A 24,475-nucleotide genomic window follows, 5' to 3' on the forward strand; every position below is an offset into this window, starting at 1 on the left:
CATTAAAACCATAGAGGCCATAAAAACTTCGGTTTTAATATGTCTTTCCTCACATAAAGTAAGCCTTTGTGACTCTAAGCTGAACGCACAAATAACCAAGAGGCTTAATTATGAGCACTACTGACGATTCTTTCTCTGTTACCCACGACCCGATTGAAATTCAGCGGCCGTCGCTTAAAGAGCGGTGGTGGCACATTATGGATACCTGGAAAGTCGGGATCATTCCCCTGCCGCTGTTTGTGTTAGCCGGTGCGTTGATCGCCGTGGATTGTCTGGGCGGTAAACTGCCGAGCGATATCGTGGTGATGGTCGCCACGCTGGCGTTCTTCGGTTTTGCCTGCGGTGAGTTCGGCAAGCGTCTGCCGATTGTCGGCAAACTCGGCGCGGCGGCAATTTGCGCCACCTTTATTCCGTCAGCGATGGTGTACTACGGTCTGCTGCCGGATGTGGTGGTCGAATCCACGACCAAGTTCTACAAATCCACCAACATTCTTTATCTCTACATCTGCTGCATCATTGTCGGCAGCATCATGAGCATGAATCGCACGGTGCTGATTCAGGGCTTCCTGCGCATTTTCTTCCCGATGCTGTGCGGTGAAATTGTCGGCATGATCGTCGGGATGGGCGTCGGCATGGCGCTCGGCCTTGAGCCGTTCCAGATCTTCTTCTTTATCATTCTGCCGATCATGGCGGGCGGCGTCGGTGAGGGGGCGATCCCGCTCTCCATCGGTTACGCCACGCTGCTGCACATGGATCAGGGCGTCGCCCTTGGCCGTGTGCTGCCGATGGTCATGCTCGGCGGTTTAACCGCCATCATCATCTCCGGCTGCCTGAACCAGCTCGGCAAACGCTATCCGCACCTCACGGGTGAAGGCCAGCTGATGCCAAACCGCGCCAATGCAGACGCCAGTGTGTCGCAACCGGCGTTCTCCGGCAAAGCGGATGTGACCACCATTGCCTCCGGTGCGCTGCTGGCGGTGCTGCTCTATATGCTGGGTATGCTCGGTCACAAGCTGATTGGCCTGCCTGCTCCGGTTGGCATGCTGTTTGTGGCGGTGCTGGTTAAGCTCTGCAACGGCGCCTCTCCACGCCTGCTGGAAGGCTCACAGGTGGTGTACAAATTCTTCCAGACCTCCGTGACCTACCCGATTCTGTTTGCCGTTGGCGTGGCGATTACCCCATGGCAAGAGCTGGTGAACGCTTTCACTGTGAGCAACCTGCTGGTGATTGTCAGCACCGTCTCGGCGCTGGTGGCCACCGGGTTCTTCGTCGGTAAAAAGATTGGTATGCACCCTATTGATGTCGCCATCGTCTCCTGCTGTCAGAGCGGGCAGGGCGGTACGGGTGACGTGGCGATTCTGACCGCAGGCAACCGTATGAGCCTGATGCCGTTCGCCCAAATTGCTACCCGAATTGGCGGCGCGATTAACGTCTCTATCTCGCTGCTGGTTCTGGGCAACTTCCTCGTCTAAGTCTTCAGGAAAGAACAATGAAACTCGCAAGTTTTCTGTATCAGGGTAAACGCAGCTACGGCATCGTGCAGGCCGAAGGTGTGGTGGATTTAGGTCGCCGTCTGGGCGATCGCTACAGCGACCTCAAGGCGCTGTTGCAGGGCAACGGCCTGGCGGATGCCACGCGCTATCTCAACGATGTTGCAGATATCCCGATGAGCGCCATCACCTTTTTGCCGGTGATTGAGCAACCGGAAAAAATCCTCTGCGTAGGGATGAATTACGCCGACAAGCGCAAAGAGTTTGACCAGCACAACCCGGCACCAACGCTGTTCGTTCGCTTTGCCGATTCCCAGACCGGACATAACTCACCGGTATTAAAACCGCGCCACTCGTGCGAATTCGACTACGAAGGTGAGCTTGCGGTGATCATCGGCAAAGGCGGCGAGAACATCCCTCGCGAAGAGGCCCTTAGTCACGTCGGCGGTTACAGTTGCTACATGGACGGTTCCGCCCGCGACTGGCAGCACACCTGGTTCACCGCCGGGAAAAACTGGCGGCAGACCGGAGCGTTTGGCCCGTGGATGGCGACAGCCGATGAGATCCCGGACCCGCACCAGCTGGCAATCCGCACCTGGCTCAATGGCCGCATGGTGCAGGAAGACAACACCAGCAGCATGATCCACAAAGTCGCGGAGCTTATCGAGTATATCAGTACCTTTACCCGTCTCAGCCCTGGCGACGTGATCATCACCGGCTCGCCGGGGGGCGTCGGCAAAAAACGTACTCCGCCGCTGTTTATGCAAGAGGGCGATCGCATTGAGGTGGAGATCGAAAACATCGGTCATCTGAGCAATGTGATTATGGAAGCACACGCGCAAACCCTGGCGGCAGCGCACTGATCAAGGCGGCAGCATGCACTCGCAACTCCCTATCGACTTTCGTCAGACGATCGTCGCGCAACACCCGGAACGCTTAAGTCAGATCCGTTATCTGCTGGCGGACAGCGGCCTGGGGCTGGACAACGACATTACGCTGTTTATAGAGGCCTGGTCCGGTTCACAGCTGGTGGGATGTGCGGGGCTGGCTGCCAACGTCATCAAGTGCGTGGCGGTGGATGAAAAGCTGAGGGGCGCGAATCTCAGCGCCCGCCTGCTGGCGGAAGTAGAAAATGCCGCGCTGGCGCGTGGTCACTTTCATCTCTTTCTCTGCACCCGCCCGTGCAATAAAGAGCGCTTCGCCCGCAGCGGTTTCTGGCCGATTGCCCAGAGCGGTAATAACGCCGTTCTGCTGGAGAACACCCCACAAGGGATCGAGCGCTACTGCCGCTCGCTGCAGCGCAGCCGCAGATGCGGGGAGACGATTGGCGCGATTGTGATGAACGCCAATCCGTTCACCCTCGGCCATCGTCATCTGGTGGAACAGGCGGCGAAACAGTGTGACTGGCTGCACCTCTTTGTGGTGCGCGAGGACGCATCGTTCTTCCCGTTCTGCGCCCGTCTGGAGATGGTGCGCGCCGGTGTGGCACATCTGCCGAATGTCTCGGTGCATGAGGGATCGCAGTACATCATCTCCCGCGCCACGTTCCCGGCCTATTTCCTTAAAGAGAGCGGCAAAGTGCAGCAGGCGTGGAGTGAAATCGACGTGCTGATCTTCCGCGACTTTATCGCCCCTGCGCTTGGGATCACCCATCGCTTTATCGGCTCGGAGCCGTTTTGCGACATCACCCGCCAGTACAACCAGACGCTGCATCAGCTGCTGGCACCGGCGATAGAAGTAGTGGAGATGCCGCGCATCAAGGTGACAGGCAATGCCATTTCGGCGTCGGAAGTGCGCCGCTTGCTCACAACACAGCAGTTTTCTCGTATCCGGGCGATTGTCCCGGAATCCACTTTCGCGCATCTCAAAGCGCACTACGTGAAAGATCACGCGCGCGCGGAAGTCGCATAACTATCAGGAATTTATCATGAATATTGTAAGGGAGGCGCTGGCCGGAACGCAGGAGTCCAGCGACCTGATGGTGAAAATCGCCCCCGCCGACGGCGAGCTGGAGATTGTCATCCACAGTGAAGTGATTAAGCAGTTTGGCGAGCAAATTCGCCAGGTGGTCGACGAAACGCTGCGCGCCATGGATGTGCGCCAGGGGTTAATTATCGTTGAGGATAAAGGTGCGCTGGACTGTGTGATCCGCGCCCGCCTGCAGAGTGCGGTGATCCGCGCTTCAGACTCGCAGCAGATCGACTGGAGCAAAATGTCATGAACAAACTCCGTCGCAGTATGCTGTTTTTACCCGGCGCCAACGCCGCCATGCTCTCTACCGCGTTTATCTACCGCCCGGACTCCATCATGTTTGACCTCGAAGACGCCGTGGCCCTGCGCGAAAAAGACACTGCGCGGCTGCTGGTCTTCCATGCGCTGCAGCACCCGATGTATCAGGATATCGAAACTGTGGTGCGTATTAATCCGCTGAGCACGCCGTTTGGTCTGCTAGATCTGGAAGCGGCGGTTCGTGCGGGCGTGGACGTGATCCGCCTGCCGAAAACTGACACCCCGGAAGATATCTTTGAGCTGGAAGGCCATCTGGAACGCATTGAGCGCGAGTGCGGTCGCAAAGTCGGTTCGACCCGCGTGATGGCGGCGATTGAATCGGCGATTGGCGTGATTAACGCCGTGGCCATAGCCCGCAGCTCACCGCGCCTGATCGGCATTGCGCTGGCGGCGTTTGACTATGTGATGGATATGCAAACCGAACGCGGCGACGGCACCGAGCTGTTCTATGCCCGCTGCGCCGTGCTGCACGCCGCACGCGCCGCCGGGATCGACGCCTTCGACGTGGTATGGTCGGACGTAAACGACGAAGCCGGGTTCCTGCGCGAGGTCAATCTGATCCGCAAGATGGGCTTTAACGGCAAGTCCCTGATTAACCCGCGCCAGATAGACCTGCTGCATAACGCCTACGCGCCGACGCAGCAGGAAGTGGATCACGCGAAATTAGTGATTGAAGCGGCAGAAGAGGGCGAACGCAACGGCCTGGGCGTGGTGTCGCTCAACGGCAAAATGGTGGATGCGCCGATTATTAACCATGCGCAAATGGTGCTGGAACGCGCGGCTGCCTCCGGCGTGCGTCGCTAAGGATGACACAATGAATCAGACAGAACTGCTCCACCTGAACTTCCCTCATCTGCGGGAACTTAAACCTTTTGATACCGCCCACAGTGCCACGCCGTGGCTGGCGGATGTCGACGCCAAACACCGCCGTAAACTGTGCGAAACCCTGGAAGAGGCGGTGAAGCGCAGCGGTTTGCAGGACGGGATGACCATTTCGTTCCACCATGCGTTTCGCGAAGGCGACCGGGTCATCAACAACGTGGTCGCGCTGCTCGCGCACATGGGCTTTAAAAACCTGACCCTGGCGTCCAGCTCCTTGATGACCTGCAACGATGCGCTGATCGAACATATCAAAAACGGTGTAATTACCCGTATTTATACCTCCGGGATGCGCGGCAAACTGGCGGATGCCATCTCTCACGGGTTGATGGAAGAACCGGTACAAATTCACTCCCACGGCGGACGCGTGAAGCTCCTGCAGGACGGCGAGCTGAATATCGACGTCGCGTTTCTCGGTGTGCCGTGCAGCGACGAGTTTGGCAATGCCAATGGGACTCACGGCAAATCCAGCTGCGGTTCGCTGGGCTATGCAATGGTCGACGCCCATTTTGCCCGCAAGGTGGTGCTGCTCACAGAAGAGCTGGTGCCGTTCCCGAACATGCCCGCAAGCCTGGTGCAGGATCGGGTGGACTATGTGGTGCAGGTTGAGAGCGTGGGCGATCCGGCGAAGATCAGCGTCGGCGCGGCGCGCGTGACCAGCAATCCGCGCGAGCTGATGATTGCCCGCTATGCGGCGGATGTAATCGAGCACTCCGGCTATTTCAAAAACGGCTTCTCGATGCAGACCGGCTCCGGCGCGGCGGCCACCGCCTGCACCCGCTTTATGGGCGAAAAGATGGCGCGAAGCCACGTGAAAGCGCGTTTCGCGCTGGGGGGGATCACCGGTAGCCTGGTCGATCTGCATGAAAAAGGGCTGATCGAAAAACTGCTCGATACCCAGTGCTTTGACGGACAGGCCGCGGCTTCACTGGCTCGCAATCCGAATCACGTGGAGATCTCCACTAACGTTTACGCCAATCCGGGTAGCAAGGCGGCGAGCTGCGATCAGCTTGATGTGGTGATCTTAAGTGCGCTGGAGATCGACGTGGATTTCAACGTCAACGTCATTACAGGCTCCGATGGAGTGATGCGCGGGGCATCGGGTGGGCATTGTGATGTGGCCGCCGCCGCGAACCTGACCATTGTCGTCGCACCGCTGTTGCGCAGCCGTATTCCGACGGTGGTGAAACGGGTGACCACGCGCTTAACGCCGGGGGAGAGTATCGACGTGCTGGTGACCGATCACGGTATCGCCGTCAATCCTGCGCGTGCGGAAATTCGCGAGCGGCTGGAAGCGGCGGGGCTGAAAATTGTCGATATCGAGGCCCTGTACGCGCGGGCGATTTCGCTGACCGGCGAACCCAAACCCATCGAATTTACCGACAAAATCGTCGGGGTGATCCGCTACCGTGACGGCAGCGTGATCGACACCGTCCGACAGGTTAAGGAGTCATAATCATGACCATCTCGACACCCGTTCATTCGGGTGTCAGCCTTACGCAGATGCTGGCGGCGAAAGAGAATCGCGCCGCGCGTCAGGCTGACTGGCTTACACATTATCAACAACCGGTGATTTCCCTGACGCTGGTAACGCCCGGTGATATCAAAGACTCTCTGCGCTATCGCAATACCATGGGCGTGGCGCTGCAGATGTGCGATCAACTGCTGTGGGAGCACCGCTGGCAGGTGCTGGACCGCCAGGTGCTGTGGCTGCCCACGGGACCAGAAGCCATGTGGTGCGTGGCGCATCAGGCGCCAGAAATTAAAGCTCACTGTGCCGAGCTTGAACAGACGCATCCTCTCGGACGACTGTGGGATCTGGATGTGATCTGCCCCAACGCCGGGCATGTCGGACGGCGCTCGCTCGGTGAGAACATGCGCCGCTGCCTGATCTGCGATGAACCGGCGCACGCCTGTTCCCGCTCGCGTCAGCATCCGGTGGAGCAGGTGGTGGCCCGCGTGGAGAAGATGATCGATGACTGGTTTGCTCGCGACTAAACCGCGCCGCACAGATGTGCCGCAGCTCGCCGAGGAGGCTCTGTGGATGGAACTGGAGCTCACGCCAAAACCGGGGCTGGTGGATAAGCGCAATAACGGCTCCCATCGCGATATGGATCACGCACTTTTTACCCGCAGTATCGCCGCCATAGCGCCGTGGTTCTCGCGCTTTGCTGAACTGGGCGCGGAACATGCCGGAAAACCCGCGGCGGAACAGTTGAGCCTGATTCGCCCGATGGGAATTGCCTGTGAGCAGGCGATGTACGCGGCGACGGGCGGAGTTAACACCCACAAAGGCGGGATTTTCGCGCTCGGGCTGCTCTGTTTTGCAGCCGGGCGCGTTAACCCTGTCACTTCAGACAGTCTCTGCTGTGAGATAAGTAACATTTGCCAGGGGCTGGTGGAACGTGAACTGGCCGGGCGCAGCGGGAGGGCAACCGCCGGTGAGCGCCAGTACCAGGAGCTGGGCTTTACGGGGGCGCGCGGCGAGGCTCAAAGCGGATTCGCGACGGTCAGGAAGGTTCTGCCTCAGTGGAATCGTCATCAACTCCACGATCTGCTGCTGCGGTTAATGGCGGTGAATCAGGACAGTAATCTGGTGTCGCGCGGCGGCCTGGACGGGCTGCGCTACGTCCAGAGGTACGCGAAAGATGTGCTGGCGAACGGCTGGGATCGAAAGATTCTGAATGAAATGGATAACGCGCTGATCGCCCGCCGTCTAAGCCCTGGAGGCAGCGCAGATTTACTGTCGGTGGGAATTGTACTGGATGGGTGCGGATGAAAAGACTCATCTCCCGACGGGAGATGAGTCAAGGGATTAGCGCTTCTGGAGCAGATAGCTGTTTTCAAATCCAGGCAGGCTGCCAATCACGTCGAAGCCGTTGAAATAACCACCCGCACGCAGCAAATCGACCGCCGGACCGACCTGTGGCGAGTACTGGTGATCGCGATAATCGTCAAAGACAATAAAGCCGCCAGGCACTACGGTTGGGGAGTAGAGCAGGAAGTCGATCAGGACGTGACGCCCTTCGTGGCCGCCGTCGATGTGCAAAAGTACAGTCTGAGGATTGAGTGCCAGAACGCGTTCGATGCTCAGCTCCGAATATCCGCGTATCAGGTTTACTTCCGGGAAAAGACGCTCGTGATAGAAGCGCAGCTCACTTTCCTGACAGGTTAATTCCATCGGGTCAATGCCGATCATGCGGCGTTTATGCTGACAAATTTCATTCATAAACGACGTGGATTTGCCCTTCCAGACGCCAATCTCAATGATATCGCCCGCAACATTATTATGCTCAAGCAGCCAGCAAAGATAACCGAGGCATTTCACGTGGTCGTGAAATGAAAGCTCCCGACGCGCCATGGCCAGCTCTTCCGGCAGCTCGGCTTGTGCCCGCGCCAGCGTTTCGCCAACACTATCCCAGGTCGTATCGATAATTTTTTTTATCTCAGGATCCTGGAAGAAAACTTTCAAGTCAGCGATATCTAGCATCTTTTAACCTTATTTGTGCATCAGGAATGACGGAATGTCGATAGCAACAAATTTGCCACAATAGGTTAAGAATGAGGCGCTAAATAGGTCCCTTTTTTATAGGTATTTATCAGGATAGAAAGGGGTATCCCTCTCCCGAAAAAGGGAGAGGGAAGGGAGGATTAATGCGCGATTGGCTGTGCGCCATTCGGAACGCGGACGTGTTTGTATTTGAACAGGGCGATGAAGGCGAAGAACAGCACCAGAGAGTAACCGGCGAAGATCAGCCACACCGGCTGCCAGTCGGTAATCCCGTTGGTGGTGTACATCTCAACGACTTTACCGCTCACGATGCCGCCGAGAATACAGCCGAAACCGTTGGTCATCATCAGGAACATACCCTGAGCACTGGCGCGGATTTCAGGCTTAACTTCTTTTTCGACAAACACCGAACCGGAGATGTTGAAGAAGTCGAAGGCGCAGCCGTAAACAATCATCGACAGAACCAGCAGCACGGTGCCGAACGGCGTTGGGTCGCCGTAGGCGAACAGACCGAAGCGCAGCATCCACGCAAAGATACTGATAAGCATCACGTTTTTGATACCGTAGCGGCTCAGGAAGAACGGGATGGTCAGGATGAACAGGGTTTCAGAGATCTGTGAAATCGACATCATTACCGACGCGTGCTCAACGATAAAGCTACCGGAGAACAGCGGGTTGTTGTCGAAACTGTGCAGGAAGGTGTTCCCGAACATGTTAGTGATTTGCAGCTCTGCGCCCAGCAGCATGGAGAAGATAAAGAAGATCGCCATGCGTTTGTTTTTAAACAGCGCGAACGCATCCAGGCCGAGCATGGAGCTCCAGCTCTGTTTTTGCTGCTGGTTAGAAACCGGAATATGCGGGAGCGTCAGGGTGAACAGGGCCAGCAGTACAGAGAGGCCAGCACCGATGTAGAGCTGCATGTGGCTCAGTTCAAAGCCTGCGAAGCTCACGCCCCACATCGCCATGATAAAGCCGATGGTGCCCCAGATACGGATTGGCGGGAAGTCGGTCACGATATCCAGGCCCGCAGACTTAATGCGGTAGTAGGAGATAGTGTTGATCAGGCCAAGCGTTGGCATATAAGCCAGCGAGTTCAGCAGGATCACCATAAACATCGCCCCTGGCGTGGTCACTCCGGCCGCCATAAATAGCGTACCCGCCCCCACCAGATGACAGAGCGCATAAAGCCATTTCGCGCTTATCCATTTATCCGCCACGATCCCCAGAAGCGTTGGCATAAAGACCGCTGCAATACCCAGCGAGCTGTATACGGCACCGATAGACGCACCGTCGAACTTGAGCGTCACAAACATGTAGGAGCCGAGCGTGGTTAGCCAGCTACCCCACAGACAGAACTGCAGAAACGACAATATTTTAAGCTGCAGCTTAAGGTTCATGTTACTTTCCTCACAATTGAGCGGGAGATATGTTGTTATGGGAACATTCAGGGTTGTTATTTGATGCAATTCTATCAGCAGGCGAGGTTATGTTTTGTTACCTCCCGCAAAAAAATGCAATCCTCATTAATTTGCAGTTTAGATTGTGATGCAAATAACATTTTCGTATGGATGGGGCAGTGTGGGGATTATTGCCCTCTCCCGACGGGAGAGGGCAGGGGAAAACTAGCGGCGACGATAATTTTTCTGCGCCGTATTCACCTTATACAGATAACGACGTGATTCCGCAGACGGGTGGCGAGTGGTCAGGGTTGAGTAAACATCCCCTGGCGACATGCTGTTGATGATGTTCGCGGCCTGAATTTTATCATTCGAGAACACGCGCAGTACGCTGCCTGCGCCGCCGTTATACGCGGTGATCACCGCATAGCGACGCGACGTCGGGTTATCAATCCCGCCCAGATAGACATTGCTCAGCATCGCCAGATAGGCGGTGCCGGTATCAATATTGCTGGCCGGATCAAACAGGAAGCTGCGGCTAGGCATGCCGGATCTTCCCTGGGAACGGAATACATCTTTCCCGGCGCTGTGCTGGACAACCTGCATCAGTCCTAACGCATCGGACCGGCTCACCGCGTACGGGTTAAAGGAGGATTCGGTCTGCATAATCGCCAGAATCAGCGACTCATCCACGCCATATTTGCGCGATGCCTGACGCACCATGCCCACATACTTATGCGCACGCTTGTCGAGGTGATTCGGCACCAGGTTGATGGTCACGCTGTAGATAATTTTCAGGCCGTTGCTGCGGCTTTTCAGACGCGTTTTCAGCAGGTAATCGGCGAAAGAGGTGGCGCGGCCTTCCCAGCGAATCGACTGCCCGGTCTGGTCAACGACCTGCCCGTACAGGAACGGCTCTTTGGAGATGGTGATATCGTCGGCATCGGAATAGAGATCGATAGTGCCAGGATCGTCACCCATCAGCAGGGTTTTGACGATGGCCTGACGTAAGTGCGCCGCAGGTTCGGTTCCCGCGATGGTTTCGATCGTGATCGTACCGTCATCAAAGTTGATGTGGCTACGGGTCTGGTAGGCGTCGGTATATTTAACGTAGTCCTTCGGTCCCGCGATAAGAACTTCGTTAAATCCCCAAATATTCTCGATGTTGTGGGCAAACTGCCCCATCAGAATGTCAAAACCGTTCGTGTCCTTAACCCAGGCTTCGTTATAGCTATCGCCTTTTTTACTGGAACAAGAGACAAGCAACGGCGCAACAAGGGCTAGCGCTAGTAATTTTTTCATCATTCCGGGATTGCGTGTTGTGTTTGCTAAACTGCGGGGTTACCCCCGCACGCTGTTATTTTTCCGGCGGCGTATAGCCTTCAATGTGCACATCTTTGCCTTCAAACAGGAAGTTCACCATCTCCTGTTCCAGCAGCTTGCGGTGTTCCGGGTTCATCATGGTGAGTTTTTTCTCGTTGATGAGCATGGTCTGTTTCTGCTGCCACTGCGCCCAAGCCTCTTTGGAGATCTCGTTATAGATGCGCTTACCCAGTTCACCCGGATAGAGCTGGAAATCCTGCCCTTCGGCGTCGCGCTGCAGATAGGTACAAAAAATTGTTCTGGCCATTCTGATTCCTCGTTGTCTTGTCGAAGCTAAACGACTGCTCCGGCACGTAATTGCTGTAACAGGCGCTCCACGGGAGCGGCCAGCCCGACGGATGGCGGTTGCGCTAAGTTATACCAGAGAGCCACGCCTTCATCCATGTAAGAGGCGAAGGAGGACACGGGAAGCCACATTGGCACAATATCCAGATGGAAATGGCTGAACGTGTGGCGAAACGCCGTCAGCTGCTGGAGTTTATCGGCGCTTATCTGTCGCTGCGCCAGCCACTCACGCAGCCCCTCTTCGCTGTCAAACTGCGGGAAGCAGTACAACCCGCCCCATAAACCGCTCGGCGGACGCTGTGAAAGAAACACCTTGTCGCCATGCTGCATCAGCAGTAAAAAGCCGGTGCGTTCTGGCAGGGTCTGCTTCGGTTTTTTGCCGGGATATTGCGCCCATGAATGATTGGCATAGGCCACGCAAAGATTATTGACCGGGCACAGCTCGCATTTCGGTTTGGAACGCGTGCAGACGATTGCCCCTAAATCCATCATCGCCTGGTTAAAACGCTCGACGCCTTTCGCGGGCGTCACCGCTTCACTGATCTCCCATAAGCGCTTCTCGACCTCTTTCTTACCCGGCCAGCCGCCGACCGCATAGCAGCGGGCCAGCACGCGTTTGACGTTGCCATCGAGAATCGGGAAATGTTTGCCTAAGGAGAGAGAAAGCACCGCGCCCGCCGTGGAACGGCCGACGCCGGGCAGGGCGGCCACTTCGTCGAAGGTTTCCGGGAATTTACCGTTATGCAGAGTCGCGACCTGCTGCGCTGCCTTATGCAGATTGCGCGCACGGGCGTAATAGCCAAGCCCAGTCCACAGGTGCAGCACCTCGTCGAGCGGCGCGTTGGCGAGATCGATTACCGTCGGAAACCGCGCCATAAAACGCTCAAAGTAGGGAATCACGGTCGCGACCTGCGTTTGTTGCAACATCACCTCGGAGAGCCATACTTTGTAGGGCGTTTTTTCAATTTGCCAGGGCAGGGTTTTACGCCCGTATTTGTCGTACCAGTCCAGCACCTGGGCTGAAAATTGAGAGGCTTGCATGGTCATCGATTCGCTTAATCAGGGACGCAGATTGCAGCACAGCGCCATGCGACTGTAAACCGGATCTTTCCCATGCTTGCATACAGGGCTTAACTTTGGATAATGCCCGTTTCCCGAACATTCTCACAAGCAGACTACTCTTTTATGAAAAACGACGTCATTTCACCGGAATTTGATGAAAACGGTCGCCCACTGCGCCGTATTCGCAGCTTTGTCCGCCGTCAGGGGCGCCTGACAAAAGGGCAGCAACATGCGCTGGATAACTACTGGCCGGTGATGGGCGTTGAGTTCAGCGAACAGCCAGTCGACTTCGCCGCCCTGTTTGGCCGCGATGCGCCGATCACGCTGGAGATCGGTTTTGGCATGGGCTCATCGCTTGTGACCATGGCGAAAGCGCGTCCGGAGCAAAATTTTCTTGGCATTGAAGTGCACTCACCGGGCGTCGGCGCATGCCTTGCGACCGCGCACGAAGAGGGCGTAGAGAACCTGCGTGTCATGTGCCACGATGCGGTCGAAGTGCTGCACAAAATGATTCCTGACAATTCTTTGAACATGGTTCAGCTCTTTTTCCCTGACCCATGGCACAAAGCACGTCATAATAAGCGCCGTATCGTTCAGGCAGAATTTGCTGAGCTTGTGAAAAGTAAGCTAAAACTGGGCGGTGTCTTCCATATGGCCACCGACTGGGAACCTTACGCGGAACACATGCTGGAAGTGATGTCGTCGCTCGACGGGTATAAAAACCAGTCTGAGAGCAACGACTACGTACCGCGACCGGATTCACGTCCGGTAACGAAATTTGAACAGCGTGGCCATCGTCTTGGTCACGGTGTATGGGACTTAATGTTCGAGAGGGTTAAATAATGGCAAACCGTAGCCGTCGTCTGCGTAAAAAAATGCACATCGAGGAATTCCAGGAAGTTGGTTTTTCCGTCGCATGGCGTTTCCCGGAAGGTACTAGCGTAGAAACCATCGATAAGGAAGTTGACGCCTTTATCGATGAAGTGATCGAGCCAAACAAACTGGCGTTTGATGGCAGCGGCTATCTCTCCTGGGAAGGGCTGATCTGCAAGCAAGAGATCGGTAAGTGCACCGAAGAGCAGCAGGCACTTGTGCGCAAATGGCTGGAAGACCGCAAATTCGAAGAGGTCCGCGTTAGCGAACTTTTCGACATTTGGTGGGACTAACTAGCAAAGGGCCGGCAAATGCCGGCCCGTTTTGTCTTGAGGGATAATTATGATGCGCAAAACGCTGCTGGCTGTGGCATTGATGACCACCGCGTTAACTGCCCATGCGGACTACAAATGTGAAGTCACACCGCGCGACGATGTGATTCTCAGCCCGCAAACCGTTCAGGTTAAAGGTGAGAACGGCAATCTGGTGATCACGCCGGATGGCAACGTGATGTACAACGGCAAGCAATACACCCTGAGCGCGGCCCAACGCGAGCAGGCGAAAGATTATCAGGCGGATCTACGCTCAGCGCTGCCCTGGATCGACGAAGGCGCCCTGACGCGCGTTGAGAAAGGCCGCGTGGCGCTGGATAAGATCATCGCCAAAGAGGTGGGTGAGAGCAGCAATATGCGCACCCGTCTGACCAAGCTGGACGCCCAGCTGAAAGAGCAGATGAACCGTATCATCGAGCACCGCACGGATGGTCTGACGTTCCATTATAAAGCCATCGATCAGGTGCGCGCAGACGGACAGAACCTGGTGAATCAGGCGATGGGCGGCATTCTGCAGGACAGCATCAATGAGATGGGGGCGAAAGCCGTGCTAAAAGGCGGCGGTAATCCACTGCAGGGCGTATTAGGCAGCCTGGGCGGATTGCAGACCTCGATTCAGAACGAATGGAAGAATCAGGAAGCGGATTTCCAGAAATTCGGCAAAGACGTGTGTCAACGCGTGGTAACTCTGGAAGACAGCCGGAAGGCGCTGGTGAGTACGCTGAAGTAATTATTCGTATCCACTCCCTCCCCGGGAGTGGATCTCTTCACGCTTTTGATTCTGCGCGTCAGGACTCTTCAGCGAGGAACAGCTCGAGCAGGGAGTTTAAGAACAGTTTCCCGTGTTCAGTAATCTGCCAGTACGCGTCGCATTCCGTCAGATACCCTTTCTCCAGCGCGGCATCAATCTGTGGTCGAATCACGCTTTCCGGCAAGCCGGTATAAAGCGTAAATTCCGCGCGTGGGGCCGCTTCCAGCAGACGGAAACGGTTCATGAAGAACTCAAAGGGTTTATCGTCTACCGCCACGTCGTGCTGACGTTCCAGATAGCGCCCCTCCATATACCCGCGTGGATGACGGGTTTTCGCGGTGCGCAGAATACGCCCGTCAGGGAAAGTCACTTTGCCGTGTGCGCCGCAGCCGATACCCAGGTAATCGCCAAAGCGCCAGTAGTTGAGGTTGTGCTGACACTGGTAGCCGGGCTTCGCGTAGGCGGACGTTTCGTACTGCTGATAACCTGCAGCCGTCAGCAGCTGATGGCCTTGTTCGAAAATATCCCACAGGGCATCGTCGTCGGGCAGGACCGGCGGGCGCGAGCCAAACAGGGTATTTGGCTCAATGGTCAGCTGATACCAGGAGAGATGCGGCGGGTTCAGCTCGATAGCCTGGCGCAAATCGTCCAGTGCCTCTTCCAGAGACTGATCGGGCAAGCCGTGCATCAAATCGAGGTTAAAGCTGCGAAGCCCGAGACCGGTTGCCAGGTGCGCCGCGCGTTTCGCCTCTTCCGGGCCGTGAATACGCCCCAGACGCTTGAGCTTTGGTTCGCTAAAGCTCTGTACGCCAATCGAGATACGGTTCACTCCGGCGCGCTGATACTCGATAAAACGATCGGCTTCCACGGTGCCCGGGTTGGCTTCCATGGTGATTTCCGCATCGGCTGCCAGATTCAGGCGCGCACGCACGCCGTCCAGCAGCGTCTGCATCGCCGGGCCAGAAAGCAGGCTCGGTGTACCGCCACCAATAAAAATGGTCTTAACTTCACGTCCCTGTGCGTAAGGTACGTCGGCATCCAGATCGGTCAACAGATGCTGAACGTAGTCGTCATGCGGCACTTCGCCTTTCAGCGCGTGCGAATTGAAATCGCAGTATGGGCATTTCTGCACGCACCACGGGATGTGAATATAAAGACTCAGAGGTGGCAAATTAGCCATTACGTAATGCTTCCAGTAACAGTTTCAACGCGCGCCCACGATGGGAAATCGCGCTTTTTTCTTCGCGGGTCAGTTCCGCTGCGGTTTTGCCCTCAGAGGGGACAAAGAAAATTGGATCGTAGCCAAAGCCGCCATTTCCTGATGATTCGCGGGCTATCACGCCAGGCCAGCTGCCATGGCAGACAATCGGCGTGGGATCTTCTGCATGGCGCATATAGACCAGCACGCAGTGGAACTGCGCCTGGCGCTGCTCGTCCGGCACCGCTTTCAGCGTCTCCAGCAGCTTTTCCAGATTCTGCTGGTCGGTGGCGTCTACGCCAGAATAGCGCGCAGAGTAAATGCCCGGCGCGCCGCCCAGCGCATCGACCGCCAGCCCGGAATCATCCGCGATAGCCGGAAGGCCAGTGACCTGTGCCGCATGACGCGCTTTCAGAATCGCATTTTCGATAAACGTCAGGCCGGTCTCTTCCGCGGACTCGACGCCCAGTTCGGTCTGTGCGACCACATCCAGACCAAAATCATTTAATAGCGAGGCCAGCTCGCGCACTTTACCGGCGTTACCGGTCGCGAGAACAACTTTCTGCATACGTTAATCCTGTTGTGACAGTGCCGCGACTTCCGTCGGGATGTGTTGCGGGTTAAGGATTTTTACCTGTTTATGACGCCCCAGCTCACCCTTTTCAATGATGACCTGGCTTTTGGCGACGCGAAACTGTTTTGCCAGATATTTGGTCAAATGCGCGTTCGCCTGGCCGTCTACGGGAGGGGCGGTAATGGCGACTTTTAACTCGTCGCCATGTAATCCCACGATGCTGTCGCGGCTGGCTTTCGGCTGAATATACAGCCGCAAAACCAGCCCGTCGGCGAGGTGACTGACGGCACTCATAGCGCCATCCACAGCCCCGGCAGCAGCATGTTGCCCGTTGACTGTAAAAGTTCAGCGATGCCCATGTTCAGGACATACAGCAGCAGCACCAGAATCATCGGTGAAAAATCAATCCCACCCATGGCTGGCAACAGATTGCGGATCGGGCGCAGGAGCGGCTCCGTCAGCTGAATCATGGCGTATTCAACCGGACTACGACCGCGACTCACCCAGCTCATGACCGCCATCACCAGCAGCACCCAGAAGATCAGCAGGCCAATGGTTTTCAGCAGGATTAGCACCGCTGCGATCCAGATGATCGGCTGGAAGGTGACCACCATAAACAGCACGATAGCTTTGATGATACTGAGCACAAACGCCACCAGCAGAGAGGCGCTGTCGATCGGCCCCATCGGTGGTATAACGCGGCGCAGCGGCCCAATAACAGGTTGTGTGATTTTCACGACAAACTGCGAGAACGGATTATAAAAATCACAACGAGCCCACTGCATCCAGACGCGTAACAGCAGCGCCATCGTATACAGCTCAATGACCGTTGAGAGCAGGAAAGTCAACGTCTTCATGGCGTTCCTCAGGTTTCCTTATTTTGGAGTGTAATCGCGCGCACCGAAAATGGCTGTGCCGATGCGCACCATAGTGCTGCCTGCCGCGATGGCGGCTTCCATATCGTCCGACATGCCCAGTGAAAGCGTGTCTACGGTCGTGTAGCGCGCTTTAAGCGCCTCAAATGCTACAGCCATTTGCTGTGCTACGGCAAACTGCCTGTCGTAACTCGTTTCCGGTGCCGGAATCGCCATCAGCCCGCGCAGGGTCAAACCGGGCAGTTCAGACACCTGTTCGGCTAGTGCATCCAGCTCAGCCAGAGTGATACCAGACTTACTGTTCTCATCGCTAATATTGATTTGAATCAGGATGTTAAGCGGTGCCATGTCGGCAGGGCGTTGATCGCTCAACCGTGTGGCAATGCGCAGACGATCGACCGTATGACACCAGTCAAAATGCTCAGCAACCAGCCGACTTTTGTTCGACTGCAACGGGCCGATAAAGTGCCACTCAAGATTCGTTTTCCCGGTTTGCTGGAAATAGCGAATTTTGTCCACACCTTCCTGAACGTAGTTTTCGCCAAAAGCGCGCTGCCCGGCGTCGATGGCTTCTGCGATGGCGCTCGCAGGCTTCGTTTTACTCACTGCAAGCAACGAAACTTCTTCTGAAGCACGGCCGCAACGCGTTGCAGCGGCTGAGATTTTGTCCCTGACCTGTGCCAGGTTATGCGCAATGTCGTTCATGAGTCCGAGGATGGTTGTATGGATATGGAAGAAATTGTGGCCCTTAGTGTAAAGCATAATGTCTCGGATCTACACCTGTGCAGCGATTCGCCACCGCGCTGGCGTAGATTAGGCAAACTCGAGCCGGCGCCCTTTCCTCCACCTGATGTCGCGCAGCTGTTAAAAACATGGCTGAATGACGAACAGCAGGGCGCCTGGTGGGCGAATGGACACGTGGATTTCGCGGTGACCTTGCTCAGTGGCAAGCGTCTGCGTGCCAGCGCGTTTGTGCATATCCATGGCGTCTCGCTGACGCTGAGACTTCTGCCGGAGGAGTGCCCGCAGCTCTCAACGATTGGCGCGCCGCGCGTCATTCCCGACCTGCTCTCCAGTGACAATGGCCTGATTCTGGTGACGGGGGCCACCGGCAGCGGCAAATCCACAACGCTTGCGGCGATGGTGGATTATCTCAACCACCATTCCGACGGCCATATTCTGACGCTGGAAGATCCGGTGGAGTACGTCTATCAAAGCCAGCGGTGCCTGATTCAGCAGCGGGAAATTGGCCTGCACTGCCCGTCATTTGCTCAGGCGCTGCGGGCGGCGCTGCGTGAAGACCCGGATGTCATTTTGTTGGGTGAACTGCGCGATAGCGAAACGATCCGCCTGGCGCTCACGGCCGCCGAGACCGGGCATCTGGTGCTGGCGACGCTGCACACGCGCGGGGCGGCTCAGGCCATTGAACGGCTGGTGGACACCTTTCCGGCAGAAGAGAAAGATCCGGTGCGAAACCAACTGGCAGGAAGCCTGCGTGCGGTGCTGGCACAAAAACTGGTACGGGACCTTCAGGGCGGGCGCGTAGCGCTGTTTGAGATGCTGGTGAACACACCGGCGTCGGCCAATCTTATCCGCGAAGGGAAAACCTGGCAGTTGCCCGGTGTGATCCAGACCGGGCAGCAGGCGGGTATGCAGAATTTCGACCAAAGCCTTGCAGAGCGCAAAGCGCAGGGAAGGCTTTAGCGAAATTAAAACCCTTGCTCGAAGTAGCTTTCGAGAATAATCACCGCCGAGGCAGAATCGACGCTGCCTTTGTTCAGCGCGCGGAATCCGCCATGCTCAAACAGACCTGCGCGGGCTTCAACGGTGCTCAGACGTTCATCGTGCAGCTTAACGACGACGCCAAAGCGGCCATGGATCTTATTTGCAAACTTGCGCGCACGGGCGGTGAGCAGCTGCTCGGTGCCGTCCATGTTGAGCGGTAGCCCAACGATGACGGCTTCGGGCTGCCACTCTTTCAGCAGGCGCTCGATAATGGCCCAGTCGGGCGTACCGTCCTGGGCTTTGATCGCCGTTAACGGGCGTGCCGTGCCGGTAATGCGCTGACCAATCGCCACGCCAATACTTCGGGTGCCGAAATCAAAGGAGAGAAGCGTTCCGCTCATTATGCGTGCCCCGCCACACCAGGCATGGTCTGGATGTCGATACCAATGAGTTTTGCCGCTTCGCGCCAGCGATCGGCGATCGGGGTTTTAAACAGAATATTCAGATCCGCCGGGGCCGTGAGCCACGCGTTATCGAGAATTTCCTGCTCAAGCTGGCCTTTCTCCCAGGAGGAGTAGCCCAGCGCGACCAGCACTTCGGAAGGCTGATTGTGCGTGCCGAGGGTTTCCAGAACGTCGCGCGAAGTGGTGATCACCGTATTATCGGAAACGCGAATGCTGGAGGAGAAACCCGGAGGCGTATGCAAAATAAAGCCGCGATCTTCTGCCAGCGGGCCACCGAGCATCACCGGCTTATCAAGGCGGATTTCCGGGGCACGCTCTTCAGGCGTGATCTTGAGCTTCTCAAGAATGCCCTCGATTTGCAGGTTTTCCAGCGGTTTGTTGATGATAATCCCCATTGCGCCGTCTTCGCTGTATTCACAGATATACACGACAGCTCGACGGAAAATCGGGTCCTGGAGAGCAGGCATGGCAATAAGAAAGTGATGCTGTAAATTCATTGTCAGAGGTTCTGATTCCTGGTTTAAAAAGCGACAAGGCCCAGTATGCGGAGAAAGCTGGGCCTTGTCACTATTGACTTCGCCGCAGGTGGATGAGGCGGCATGTGCGAGAGCGTTACTGCTTCAGACGTTTTTCAATCGCGTCCATCAGCATACCGGTGATCGAGACCGGGAACTCGGCTTCGATTTCGCGGATACAGGTCGGGCTGGTGACGTTCACTTCCGTCAGGCGGTCGCCAATGATATCCAGACCGACGAAAATCAGCCCTTTGGCTTTCAGCATCGGGCCGACGCGGCGCGCGATTTCCCAGTCGCTTTCCGTCAGCGGGCGCGGCTCGCCACGGCCACCGGCCGCCAGATTGCCACGCGTTTCGCCGCCCTGCGGAATACGCGCCAGGCAGTAAGGTACCGGCTCGCCATCGACGACCAGCACGCGTTTATCGCCGTCCACAATAGCCGGAATATAGTTCTGCGCCATGCAGTAGCGGGTGCCGTGCTCGGTCAGAGTTTCCGCAATAACGCCGAGGTTCGGATCGCCTTCTTTCACGCGGAAGATCGACGCACCGCCCATTCCGTCCAGCGGCTTCAGAATGATGTCGCCATGTTTCTGCCAGAAAGCTTTCAGCTGTGCTTTGTTACGGGTGACGAGCGTTTCTGGCGTCAGGTCGGAGAACCAGGCGGTATAGAGTTTCTCGTTACAGTCGCGCAGGCTCTGCGGTTTGTTAACAATCAGCGTGCCTTTCTCTTCTGCGCGCTCAAGAATATAGGTGCAGTAGATGAATTCGGTGTCGAACGGGGGATCTTTACGCATCAGGATCACATCGAGTTCGGCGAGGGGAATATCCTGCTCAGATCCGAATTCGTACCATTTATCGTAATTTTGCTCGACGTTCACGATGCGCGTCCGCGCGCGGGCTTCACCATTATTCAGGTACAGATCGGCCATCTCCATGTAGTGAAGCTGGTAGCCGCGACGCTGTGCTTCCAGCAGCATAGCGAAGCTGGAATCTTTCTTGATGTTAATGCTTGCGATGGGGTCCATCACGATGCCGAGCTTGATCATTGTTCTTCTCCGTTAATGCTTCAACCCAGATCGCCAAAACGCACCTGGAGTGCAGTGATGGCTGTGAGTGCAGTCGTCTCAGTACGTAGAACGCGAGGTCCCAACAGAATATCAGTAAATTCATAACGTGCGGTCATGGCAATTTCGTCTGCCGACAGCCCACCTTCCGGGCCGATCAGCAGCCGCACGCTTTCCACCGGCAGCGGCAGCGTATTAATGCTGGCGCTGGCGCGCGGGTGAAGATTGAGCTTTAAGCCGCTCTCTTGTTCGGCACACCACGCCTCTAAATCCATGGGCGGGCGGATCGTCGGAATGCGGTTGCGGCCGCACTGTTCGCACGCGGCGATGGCGATTTTCTGCCATTGCTGAATTTTTTTGTTCAGACGTTCAGCATCCAGTTTAACGCCACAGCGCTCAGAAAAAAGTGGCGTAATGAGGCTTACACCCAGTTCGATCGATTTCTGAATGGTGAATTCCATTTTTTCACCGCGCGACATCACCTGGCCCAGATGAATATGCAGCGGGGACTCCCGGTCATCCACTTCGCCTCGCAACACATTCACCTGCACACTCTTTTTATCGGCGCGAGTGATTTCGGCGTCGAACACCTGGTTGCTGCCGTCGAAAAGCTGCACGGCCTGGCCCGCGCCCATGCGCAATACGCGGCCTACATGGTTCGCGGCTTCGTCGGAGAGGGCAATTTCGTGGCCTGCTGTGATCGGTTCAGGGTGATAGATGCGAGGGATGCGCATAGTCAGTATTCCATCTAAAACTTCCCACTCCCGACGGGAGTGGGCGAAGTGAGGGGTAAAATAGCAATTGCCGCTAGTGTAGGTTAGCTCTTTTGCGCCTGGCAAGCCCGCTGCACGTACGGGTTGTGATTCCCCTGGACTTTGGCGATGCGGTTATCGCGCTCACACTCCCAGTCGGTGACCGGATACAGCTTATCCCAGGCGTTAAAAAGCTGGGTTTGCTGACGGGAGAGGTTCAGGTCGTAGCGATCGCGCATATAGAAGTAGGTGCGGGCGATACTGCCGCGCGCGCGGGCTGGCGGCTCGGCCACTTTCTCTTTGAAATCGACTTTCATTGTGCACTGGCCGTACTGACCTTCGCCGCCGTTCCACTGGCTGTACATGAAGTTGGCGCGGTCGCCGTTGACCTCGCCCACGGCGGGCTGCAGGTTATGCATATCACTTTCAATCTGGCGATAGACGGGATCTTTGGCGCAGTTTTTACGCCCGCCATCCTGCCAGCACTGGCGCTGATGGCCGAACTGCCATGCCGGCACCACGTGTTCCCATTCGATACGGTTGGCGCGGTTTTCATTTTTACGCACTTTGTAACCGCAAGATTCGAGGTCAACGACCCCTTTTTTGCCTTGCCAGTTAATTTTACATCCGCAGTAGAAATCACCCGGCGCGTCGGCGTTCACTTTGACGCCTGCGGCTTTGGCCTGGGAAAAACTGTTAATACCTTCGGCCAGCGCAGGGCCTGCGAGCACCGTCGCCAGAAAGGCAACAGAGAAAGAATAGTGACGGGACATCTCAAACTCCGTGTCAAAACGAGCCCGCAACGTAGCGAAAGATGTTCCAGTATGCAATCAGTCAGATCAGGAAAGTTCCTGATTGTTCAATTGATTATTCTGCGACCAGCGGCTCGCCGCATTTTACGCAGCGGTAGATGGCCTCGCCGCGTACCACACGATTATGTCTGCGAACGGTCAGCTGGTGCTGCTGGCACTGGCAGCGGTAGGGGAAGGTATTTCGCCGCACCGATTCCAGCTCAAACTGGTGCGTACGGCGGGCGGGAACACCCAGCACGGCTTCCATCATCCATTTCCACTCTTTGCCGTGCGGTGCCACGCGGCCAAAGTGTTTCCACACCAGCAGATGCGCCAGCTCATGGGGGACAACTTCGTCGATAAACGCCTGCTGATTTTCCATCATCAGCACCGGATTGAGACGGATCTCGTAGGATTCAAGCCAGGCGGTGCCCGCCGACGTCCCGCGCTGCTGATAGACCAGTTTAGGTTCAGGGTAATTTCGCCCGAGCTTCAGGTTGGCCTGCGCGAGTTTATCCCGCAATGCGCGCATAACGGCTTGCTGGAGGGCGATGGGAAGACGTGGGGTTTTCATAGGGCCAGAGGATAATGCGGTGGATATAAACAGTAAAGCCTTCTCCGGTGGAGAAGGCTTTTCGTGTATCACCCTCTCCCCGTGTGATGGGGGAGGGCATCAGGCCACAATAATCTTAGTTCTGCGCCCCAATCTCACGCAGTGGACGGCCTTTCATCAGGTTGCGTTCGATATGTTCCAGAGAGACGTGTTTGGTTTCCGGAACCAGCCACAGTGTCAGAACAATAAAGAACAGGTTCAGACCGCCGTATACCCAGAAGGTATTGGCATTGCCGAGGGTATTCAGCATGGTCAGGAACGTTGCGCCGACGATCATATTGGCAATCCAGTTCGTCGCCGTTGAGCAGGTGATACCAAAATCACGCCCTTTCAGCGGCTGGATTTCGGAACACAGCACCCAAATTAGCGGACCGGCACTCATCGCAAAACCGACGATAAACATCAGCAGCATCGCGACGGCAAAGTACTGCGCGGTCGCGGAGTGAATGCCCATATGCATCATGGTCCCCAGCACGCCCATCCCGATAGCCATCACCAGGAAACCTAAGGTCAGCGTTGGCTTACGGCCCCAGCGGTCAACCAGACCGATTGCGATAAAGGTCGCCAGCACGTTGGTCAGACCGACGATCACGGTCCCCCACATCTGCTCGGTGGTGTTGGTATACCCGGCCAGCTCAAAGATTTTTGGCGCGTAGTACATGATGACGTTCATCCCGGTGAACTGTTGCATCACCTGTAGCAGCACACCGAGGAACACCGCGCGACGGAAGTTGCTGTTCTCTTTAAACAGCGCCCAGCCGGTCTGTTTGACCTTCAGGCTTTCGCGGATCTCATCAAGCTCGTTTTTGGCTTCAGCACTGGTATCACGCAGGCGCATCAGCACGCGTTCCGCATCATGGAAGCGACGTTTCGCGGCGTACCAGCGCGGGCTGTCTGGCAGGAAGAAGACACCGATCAGCAGCAAAATTGCCGGGATGATAATCACGCCCAGCATCCAGCGCCACGCGCCGCTGTAGCTGAAGGCCGTATCGGAAAGGTACGCGCCAAGAATACCGATGGTGATCATCAGCTGATACATGGAGATCATGCTGCCGCGAATTTTCTCTGGCGCGATTTCAGACAGATACAGCGGGGCAGTATACGACGCCACGCCAACCGCCAGACCGAGCAGTACGCGGGAGATGATCAGCACTTCGACGTTAGGTGCGGCGGCGGAGCAGAGTGAACCGGCGACAAACAGAATCGCGCCAATCATCAGGCTCTTTTTACGTCCGAGACGGTAGGAGAGCCAGCCGCTGCCAACGGCACCGACGGCAGCGCCGAACATCATGGAGCTCACCACCCATTCCTGGGTATGTGGGCTGATCTGGAATTCATCGGTGATGAAGGGTAAAGCACCGGCAATGACGCCGATATCCAGGCCGAAAAGAAGTCCTGCCAGGGCTGCGAGGAAGCAGACAAAGAATGTCATCGCCTTGTTGGACGTACGCCCCTGTTTATTATTGTCAGGCATTATGCCCTCCAGTTGGGTTATCAGTTTTATCGATGTAAAGGGTAGGTTAGTACGGCGTAAAAATATGTGACGCTACTCACATTGGTGTAATCGGTTACACTCACTTATAACTGTCAGTTTTATTAAAGCTCTGAAAATATAGTGTTAATTCTGTTGATGTGCATCCCGTTTAACGCAGT

Annotated in this window: 29 protein-coding genes; 12 read left to right on the plus strand and 17 right to left on the minus strand. The window is 56.2% G+C overall.

Features of this window, described 5'->3' with window-relative positions; translation table 11 throughout:
* The first annotated feature begins 110 nt into the window (after window positions 1-110).
* From OVA10_RS06130 to citG, 8 genes are read left to right on the plus strand one after another with little or no spacing between them, the layout of a single operon-like run.
* A complete protein-coding gene (locus OVA10_RS06130; protein WP_100778981.1) occupies window positions 111-1,472 on the plus strand; it encodes a 2-hydroxycarboxylate transporter family protein in 1,362 nt (453 codons plus the stop codon).
* A 17-nt stretch (window positions 1,473-1,489) separates the two neighbouring features.
* A complete protein-coding gene (locus OVA10_RS06135) occupies window positions 1,490-2,353 on the plus strand; it encodes a fumarylacetoacetate hydrolase family protein (RefSeq protein ID WP_268195629.1) in 864 nt (287 codons plus the stop codon).
* 13 nt (window positions 2,354-2,366) lie between these two features.
* Window positions 2,367-3,401 (plus strand): [citrate (pro-3S)-lyase] ligase, encoded by a 1,035-nt coding sequence (gene citC, locus OVA10_RS06140; RefSeq protein ID WP_268195630.1) that lies wholly within the window; start codon window positions 2,367-2,369, stop codon window positions 3,399-3,401.
* A 16-nt stretch (window positions 3,402-3,417) separates the two neighbouring features.
* Window positions 3,418-3,711 (plus strand): citrate lyase acyl carrier protein, encoded by a 294-nt coding sequence (gene citD / locus OVA10_RS06145; RefSeq protein ID WP_100778984.1) that lies wholly within the window; start codon window positions 3,418-3,420, stop codon window positions 3,709-3,711.
* A complete protein-coding gene (gene citE, locus OVA10_RS06150; RefSeq protein WP_181826831.1) occupies window positions 3,708-4,583 on the plus strand; it encodes a citrate (pro-3S)-lyase subunit beta in 876 nt (291 codons plus the stop codon). The genes citD and citE overlap by 4 nt, the downstream gene beginning before the upstream one ends.
* 10 nt (window positions 4,584-4,593) lie before the next feature.
* A complete protein-coding gene (citF, locus tag OVA10_RS06155; protein WP_268195631.1) occupies window positions 4,594-6,114 on the plus strand; it encodes a citrate lyase subunit alpha in 1,521 nt (506 codons plus the stop codon).
* A gap of 2 nt (window positions 6,115-6,116) precedes the next feature.
* Window positions 6,117-6,656, plus strand: a complete 540-nt coding sequence (citX, locus tag OVA10_RS06160) for a citrate lyase holo-[acyl-carrier protein] synthase (protein ID WP_268195632.1) — start codon at window positions 6,117-6,119, stop codon at window positions 6,654-6,656.
* A complete protein-coding gene (gene citG / locus OVA10_RS06165) occupies window positions 6,634-7,437 on the plus strand; it encodes a triphosphoribosyl-dephospho-CoA synthase CitG (RefSeq protein WP_268195633.1) in 804 nt (267 codons plus the stop codon). Before citX ends, citG begins: the two co-directional genes overlap by 23 nt.
* A gap of 36 nt (window positions 7,438-7,473) precedes the next feature.
* On the opposite strand, the gene OVA10_RS06170 is transcribed toward citG, so the two are convergent.
* The 5 genes from OVA10_RS06170 to mutY all read right to left on the minus strand — a co-directional run bounded on the left by OVA10_RS06170 (window position 7,474) and on the right by mutY (window position 12,281).
* On the minus strand, window positions 7,474-8,148 hold the full coding sequence (locus OVA10_RS06170) for a class I SAM-dependent methyltransferase (RefSeq protein ID WP_102104719.1): 675 nt from the start codon (window positions 8,146-8,148) through the stop codon (window positions 7,474-7,476).
* A gap of 161 nt (window positions 8,149-8,309) precedes the next feature.
* Window positions 8,310-9,566 carry a nucleoside permease gene (locus tag OVA10_RS06175; protein ID WP_100778989.1) on the minus strand — a complete coding sequence of 419 codons (1,257 nt, stop codon included), beginning with the start codon at window positions 9,564-9,566 and terminating at the stop codon, window positions 8,310-8,312.
* A 225-nt stretch (window positions 9,567-9,791) separates the two neighbouring features.
* Complete coding sequence (mltC, locus tag OVA10_RS06180) at window positions 9,792-10,868, minus strand: membrane-bound lytic murein transglycosylase MltC (protein WP_100778990.1); 1,077 nt, start codon at window positions 10,866-10,868, stop codon at window positions 9,792-9,794.
* 55 nt (window positions 10,869-10,923) lie between these two features.
* Window positions 10,924-11,196, minus strand: coding sequence for an oxidative damage protection protein (locus OVA10_RS06185; protein ID WP_100778991.1), 273 nt, complete (start codon window positions 11,194-11,196; stop codon window positions 10,924-10,926).
* A 26-nt stretch (window positions 11,197-11,222) separates the two neighbouring features.
* The gene (mutY, locus tag OVA10_RS06190; RefSeq protein ID WP_268195634.1) at window positions 11,223-12,281 is read right to left on the minus strand and encodes an A/G-specific adenine glycosylase; all 1,059 of its coding nucleotides are present in this window, start codon (window positions 12,279-12,281) and stop codon (window positions 11,223-11,225) included.
* A gap of 138 nt (window positions 12,282-12,419) precedes the next feature.
* Between mutY and trmB the strand changes: the two genes are divergently transcribed.
* Genes trmB through OVA10_RS06205 form a run of 3 tightly spaced genes read left to right on the plus strand, consistent with a single transcriptional unit; the run spans window position 12,420 to window position 14,231 of the window.
* Window positions 12,420-13,139 (plus strand): tRNA (guanosine(46)-N7)-methyltransferase TrmB, encoded by a 720-nt coding sequence (gene trmB, locus OVA10_RS06195; protein WP_100778993.1) that lies wholly within the window; start codon window positions 12,420-12,422, stop codon window positions 13,137-13,139.
* Window positions 13,136-13,462, plus strand: coding sequence for a YggL family protein (locus OVA10_RS06200; protein ID WP_095283305.1), 327 nt, complete (start codon window positions 13,136-13,138; stop codon window positions 13,460-13,462). Before trmB ends, OVA10_RS06200 begins: the two co-directional genes overlap by 4 nt.
* A 49-nt stretch (window positions 13,463-13,511) precedes the next feature.
* Window positions 13,512-14,231, plus strand: a complete 720-nt coding sequence (locus tag OVA10_RS06205) for a DUF2884 domain-containing protein (RefSeq protein ID WP_100778994.1) — start codon at window positions 13,512-13,514, stop codon at window positions 14,229-14,231.
* A gap of 58 nt (window positions 14,232-14,289) precedes the next feature.
* On the opposite strand, the gene hemW is transcribed toward OVA10_RS06205, so the two are convergent.
* From hemW to OVA10_RS06230, 5 genes are read right to left on the minus strand one after another with little or no spacing between them, the layout of a single operon-like run.
* Window positions 14,290-15,432, minus strand: coding sequence for a radical SAM family heme chaperone HemW (gene hemW / locus OVA10_RS06210; RefSeq protein WP_268195635.1), 1,143 nt, complete (start codon window positions 15,430-15,432; stop codon window positions 14,290-14,292).
* Window positions 15,425-16,018, minus strand: a complete 594-nt coding sequence (locus tag OVA10_RS06215) for an XTP/dITP diphosphatase (protein WP_100778996.1) — start codon at window positions 16,016-16,018, stop codon at window positions 15,425-15,427. Before OVA10_RS06215 ends, hemW begins: the two co-directional genes overlap by 8 nt.
* A 3-nt stretch (window positions 16,019-16,021) precedes the next feature.
* Window positions 16,022-16,318, minus strand: a complete 297-nt coding sequence (yggU, locus tag OVA10_RS06220) for a DUF167 family protein YggU (protein ID WP_100778997.1) — start codon at window positions 16,316-16,318, stop codon at window positions 16,022-16,024.
* A complete protein-coding gene (locus tag OVA10_RS06225) occupies window positions 16,315-16,881 on the minus strand; it encodes a YggT family protein (protein WP_095283298.1) in 567 nt (188 codons plus the stop codon). Before OVA10_RS06225 ends, yggU begins: the two co-directional genes overlap by 4 nt.
* An 18-nt stretch (window positions 16,882-16,899) precedes the next feature.
* Entirely contained in the window at window positions 16,900-17,604 is a 705-nt protein-coding gene (locus tag OVA10_RS06230; protein WP_268195636.1) for a YggS family pyridoxal phosphate-dependent enzyme, read from the minus strand.
* A gap of 18 nt (window positions 17,605-17,622) precedes the next feature.
* On the opposite strand from OVA10_RS06230, the gene OVA10_RS06235 reads away from it, so the two are divergent.
* Window positions 17,623-18,603, plus strand: coding sequence for a type IV pilus twitching motility protein PilT (locus OVA10_RS06235; protein ID WP_181826827.1), 981 nt, complete (start codon window positions 17,623-17,625; stop codon window positions 18,601-18,603).
* Between the two features lie 5 nt (window positions 18,604-18,608).
* Here OVA10_RS06235 and ruvX read toward each other — a convergent pair whose 3' ends face one another.
* From ruvX to OVA10_RS06270, 7 genes are all read right to left on the minus strand, one after another.
* The gene (gene ruvX, locus OVA10_RS06240) at window positions 18,609-19,025 is read right to left on the minus strand and encodes a Holliday junction resolvase RuvX (protein ID WP_268195637.1); all 417 of its coding nucleotides are present in this window, start codon (window positions 19,023-19,025) and stop codon (window positions 18,609-18,611) included.
* Entirely contained in the window at window positions 19,025-19,585 is a 561-nt protein-coding gene (locus OVA10_RS06245; RefSeq protein WP_100779002.1) for a YqgE/AlgH family protein, read from the minus strand. The genes ruvX and OVA10_RS06245 overlap by 1 nt, the downstream gene beginning before the upstream one ends.
* Window positions 19,586-19,700: 115 nt before the next feature.
* Window positions 19,701-20,648, minus strand: a complete 948-nt coding sequence (gshB, locus tag OVA10_RS06250) for a glutathione synthase (RefSeq protein ID WP_100779003.1) — start codon at window positions 20,646-20,648, stop codon at window positions 19,701-19,703.
* Window positions 20,649-20,668: 20 nt separating this feature from the next.
* Window positions 20,669-21,400 (minus strand): 16S rRNA (uracil(1498)-N(3))-methyltransferase, encoded by a 732-nt coding sequence (gene rsmE / locus OVA10_RS06255; RefSeq protein WP_100779004.1) that lies wholly within the window; start codon window positions 21,398-21,400, stop codon window positions 20,669-20,671.
* A gap of 83 nt (window positions 21,401-21,483) precedes the next feature.
* Window positions 21,484-22,191, minus strand: coding sequence for a deoxyribonuclease I (gene endA / locus OVA10_RS06260; RefSeq protein WP_268195638.1), 708 nt, complete (start codon window positions 22,189-22,191; stop codon window positions 21,484-21,486).
* A 94-nt stretch (window positions 22,192-22,285) separates the two neighbouring features.
* Window positions 22,286-22,783 carry a SprT family zinc-dependent metalloprotease gene (locus OVA10_RS06265; protein ID WP_100779006.1) on the minus strand — a complete coding sequence of 166 codons (498 nt, stop codon included), beginning with the start codon at window positions 22,781-22,783 and terminating at the stop codon, window positions 22,286-22,288.
* A gap of 115 nt (window positions 22,784-22,898) precedes the next feature.
* Window positions 22,899-24,296 carry a sugar porter family MFS transporter gene (locus OVA10_RS06270; protein WP_100779007.1) on the minus strand — a complete coding sequence of 466 codons (1,398 nt, stop codon included), beginning with the start codon at window positions 24,294-24,296 and terminating at the stop codon, window positions 22,899-22,901.
* Window positions 24,297-24,475 lie beyond the last annotated feature (179 nt).

This window comes from Lelliottia sp. SL45, assembly GCF_026672535.1.
Taxonomy (GTDB): domain Bacteria; phylum Pseudomonadota; class Gammaproteobacteria; order Enterobacterales; family Enterobacteriaceae; genus Enterobacter; species Enterobacter nimipressuralis.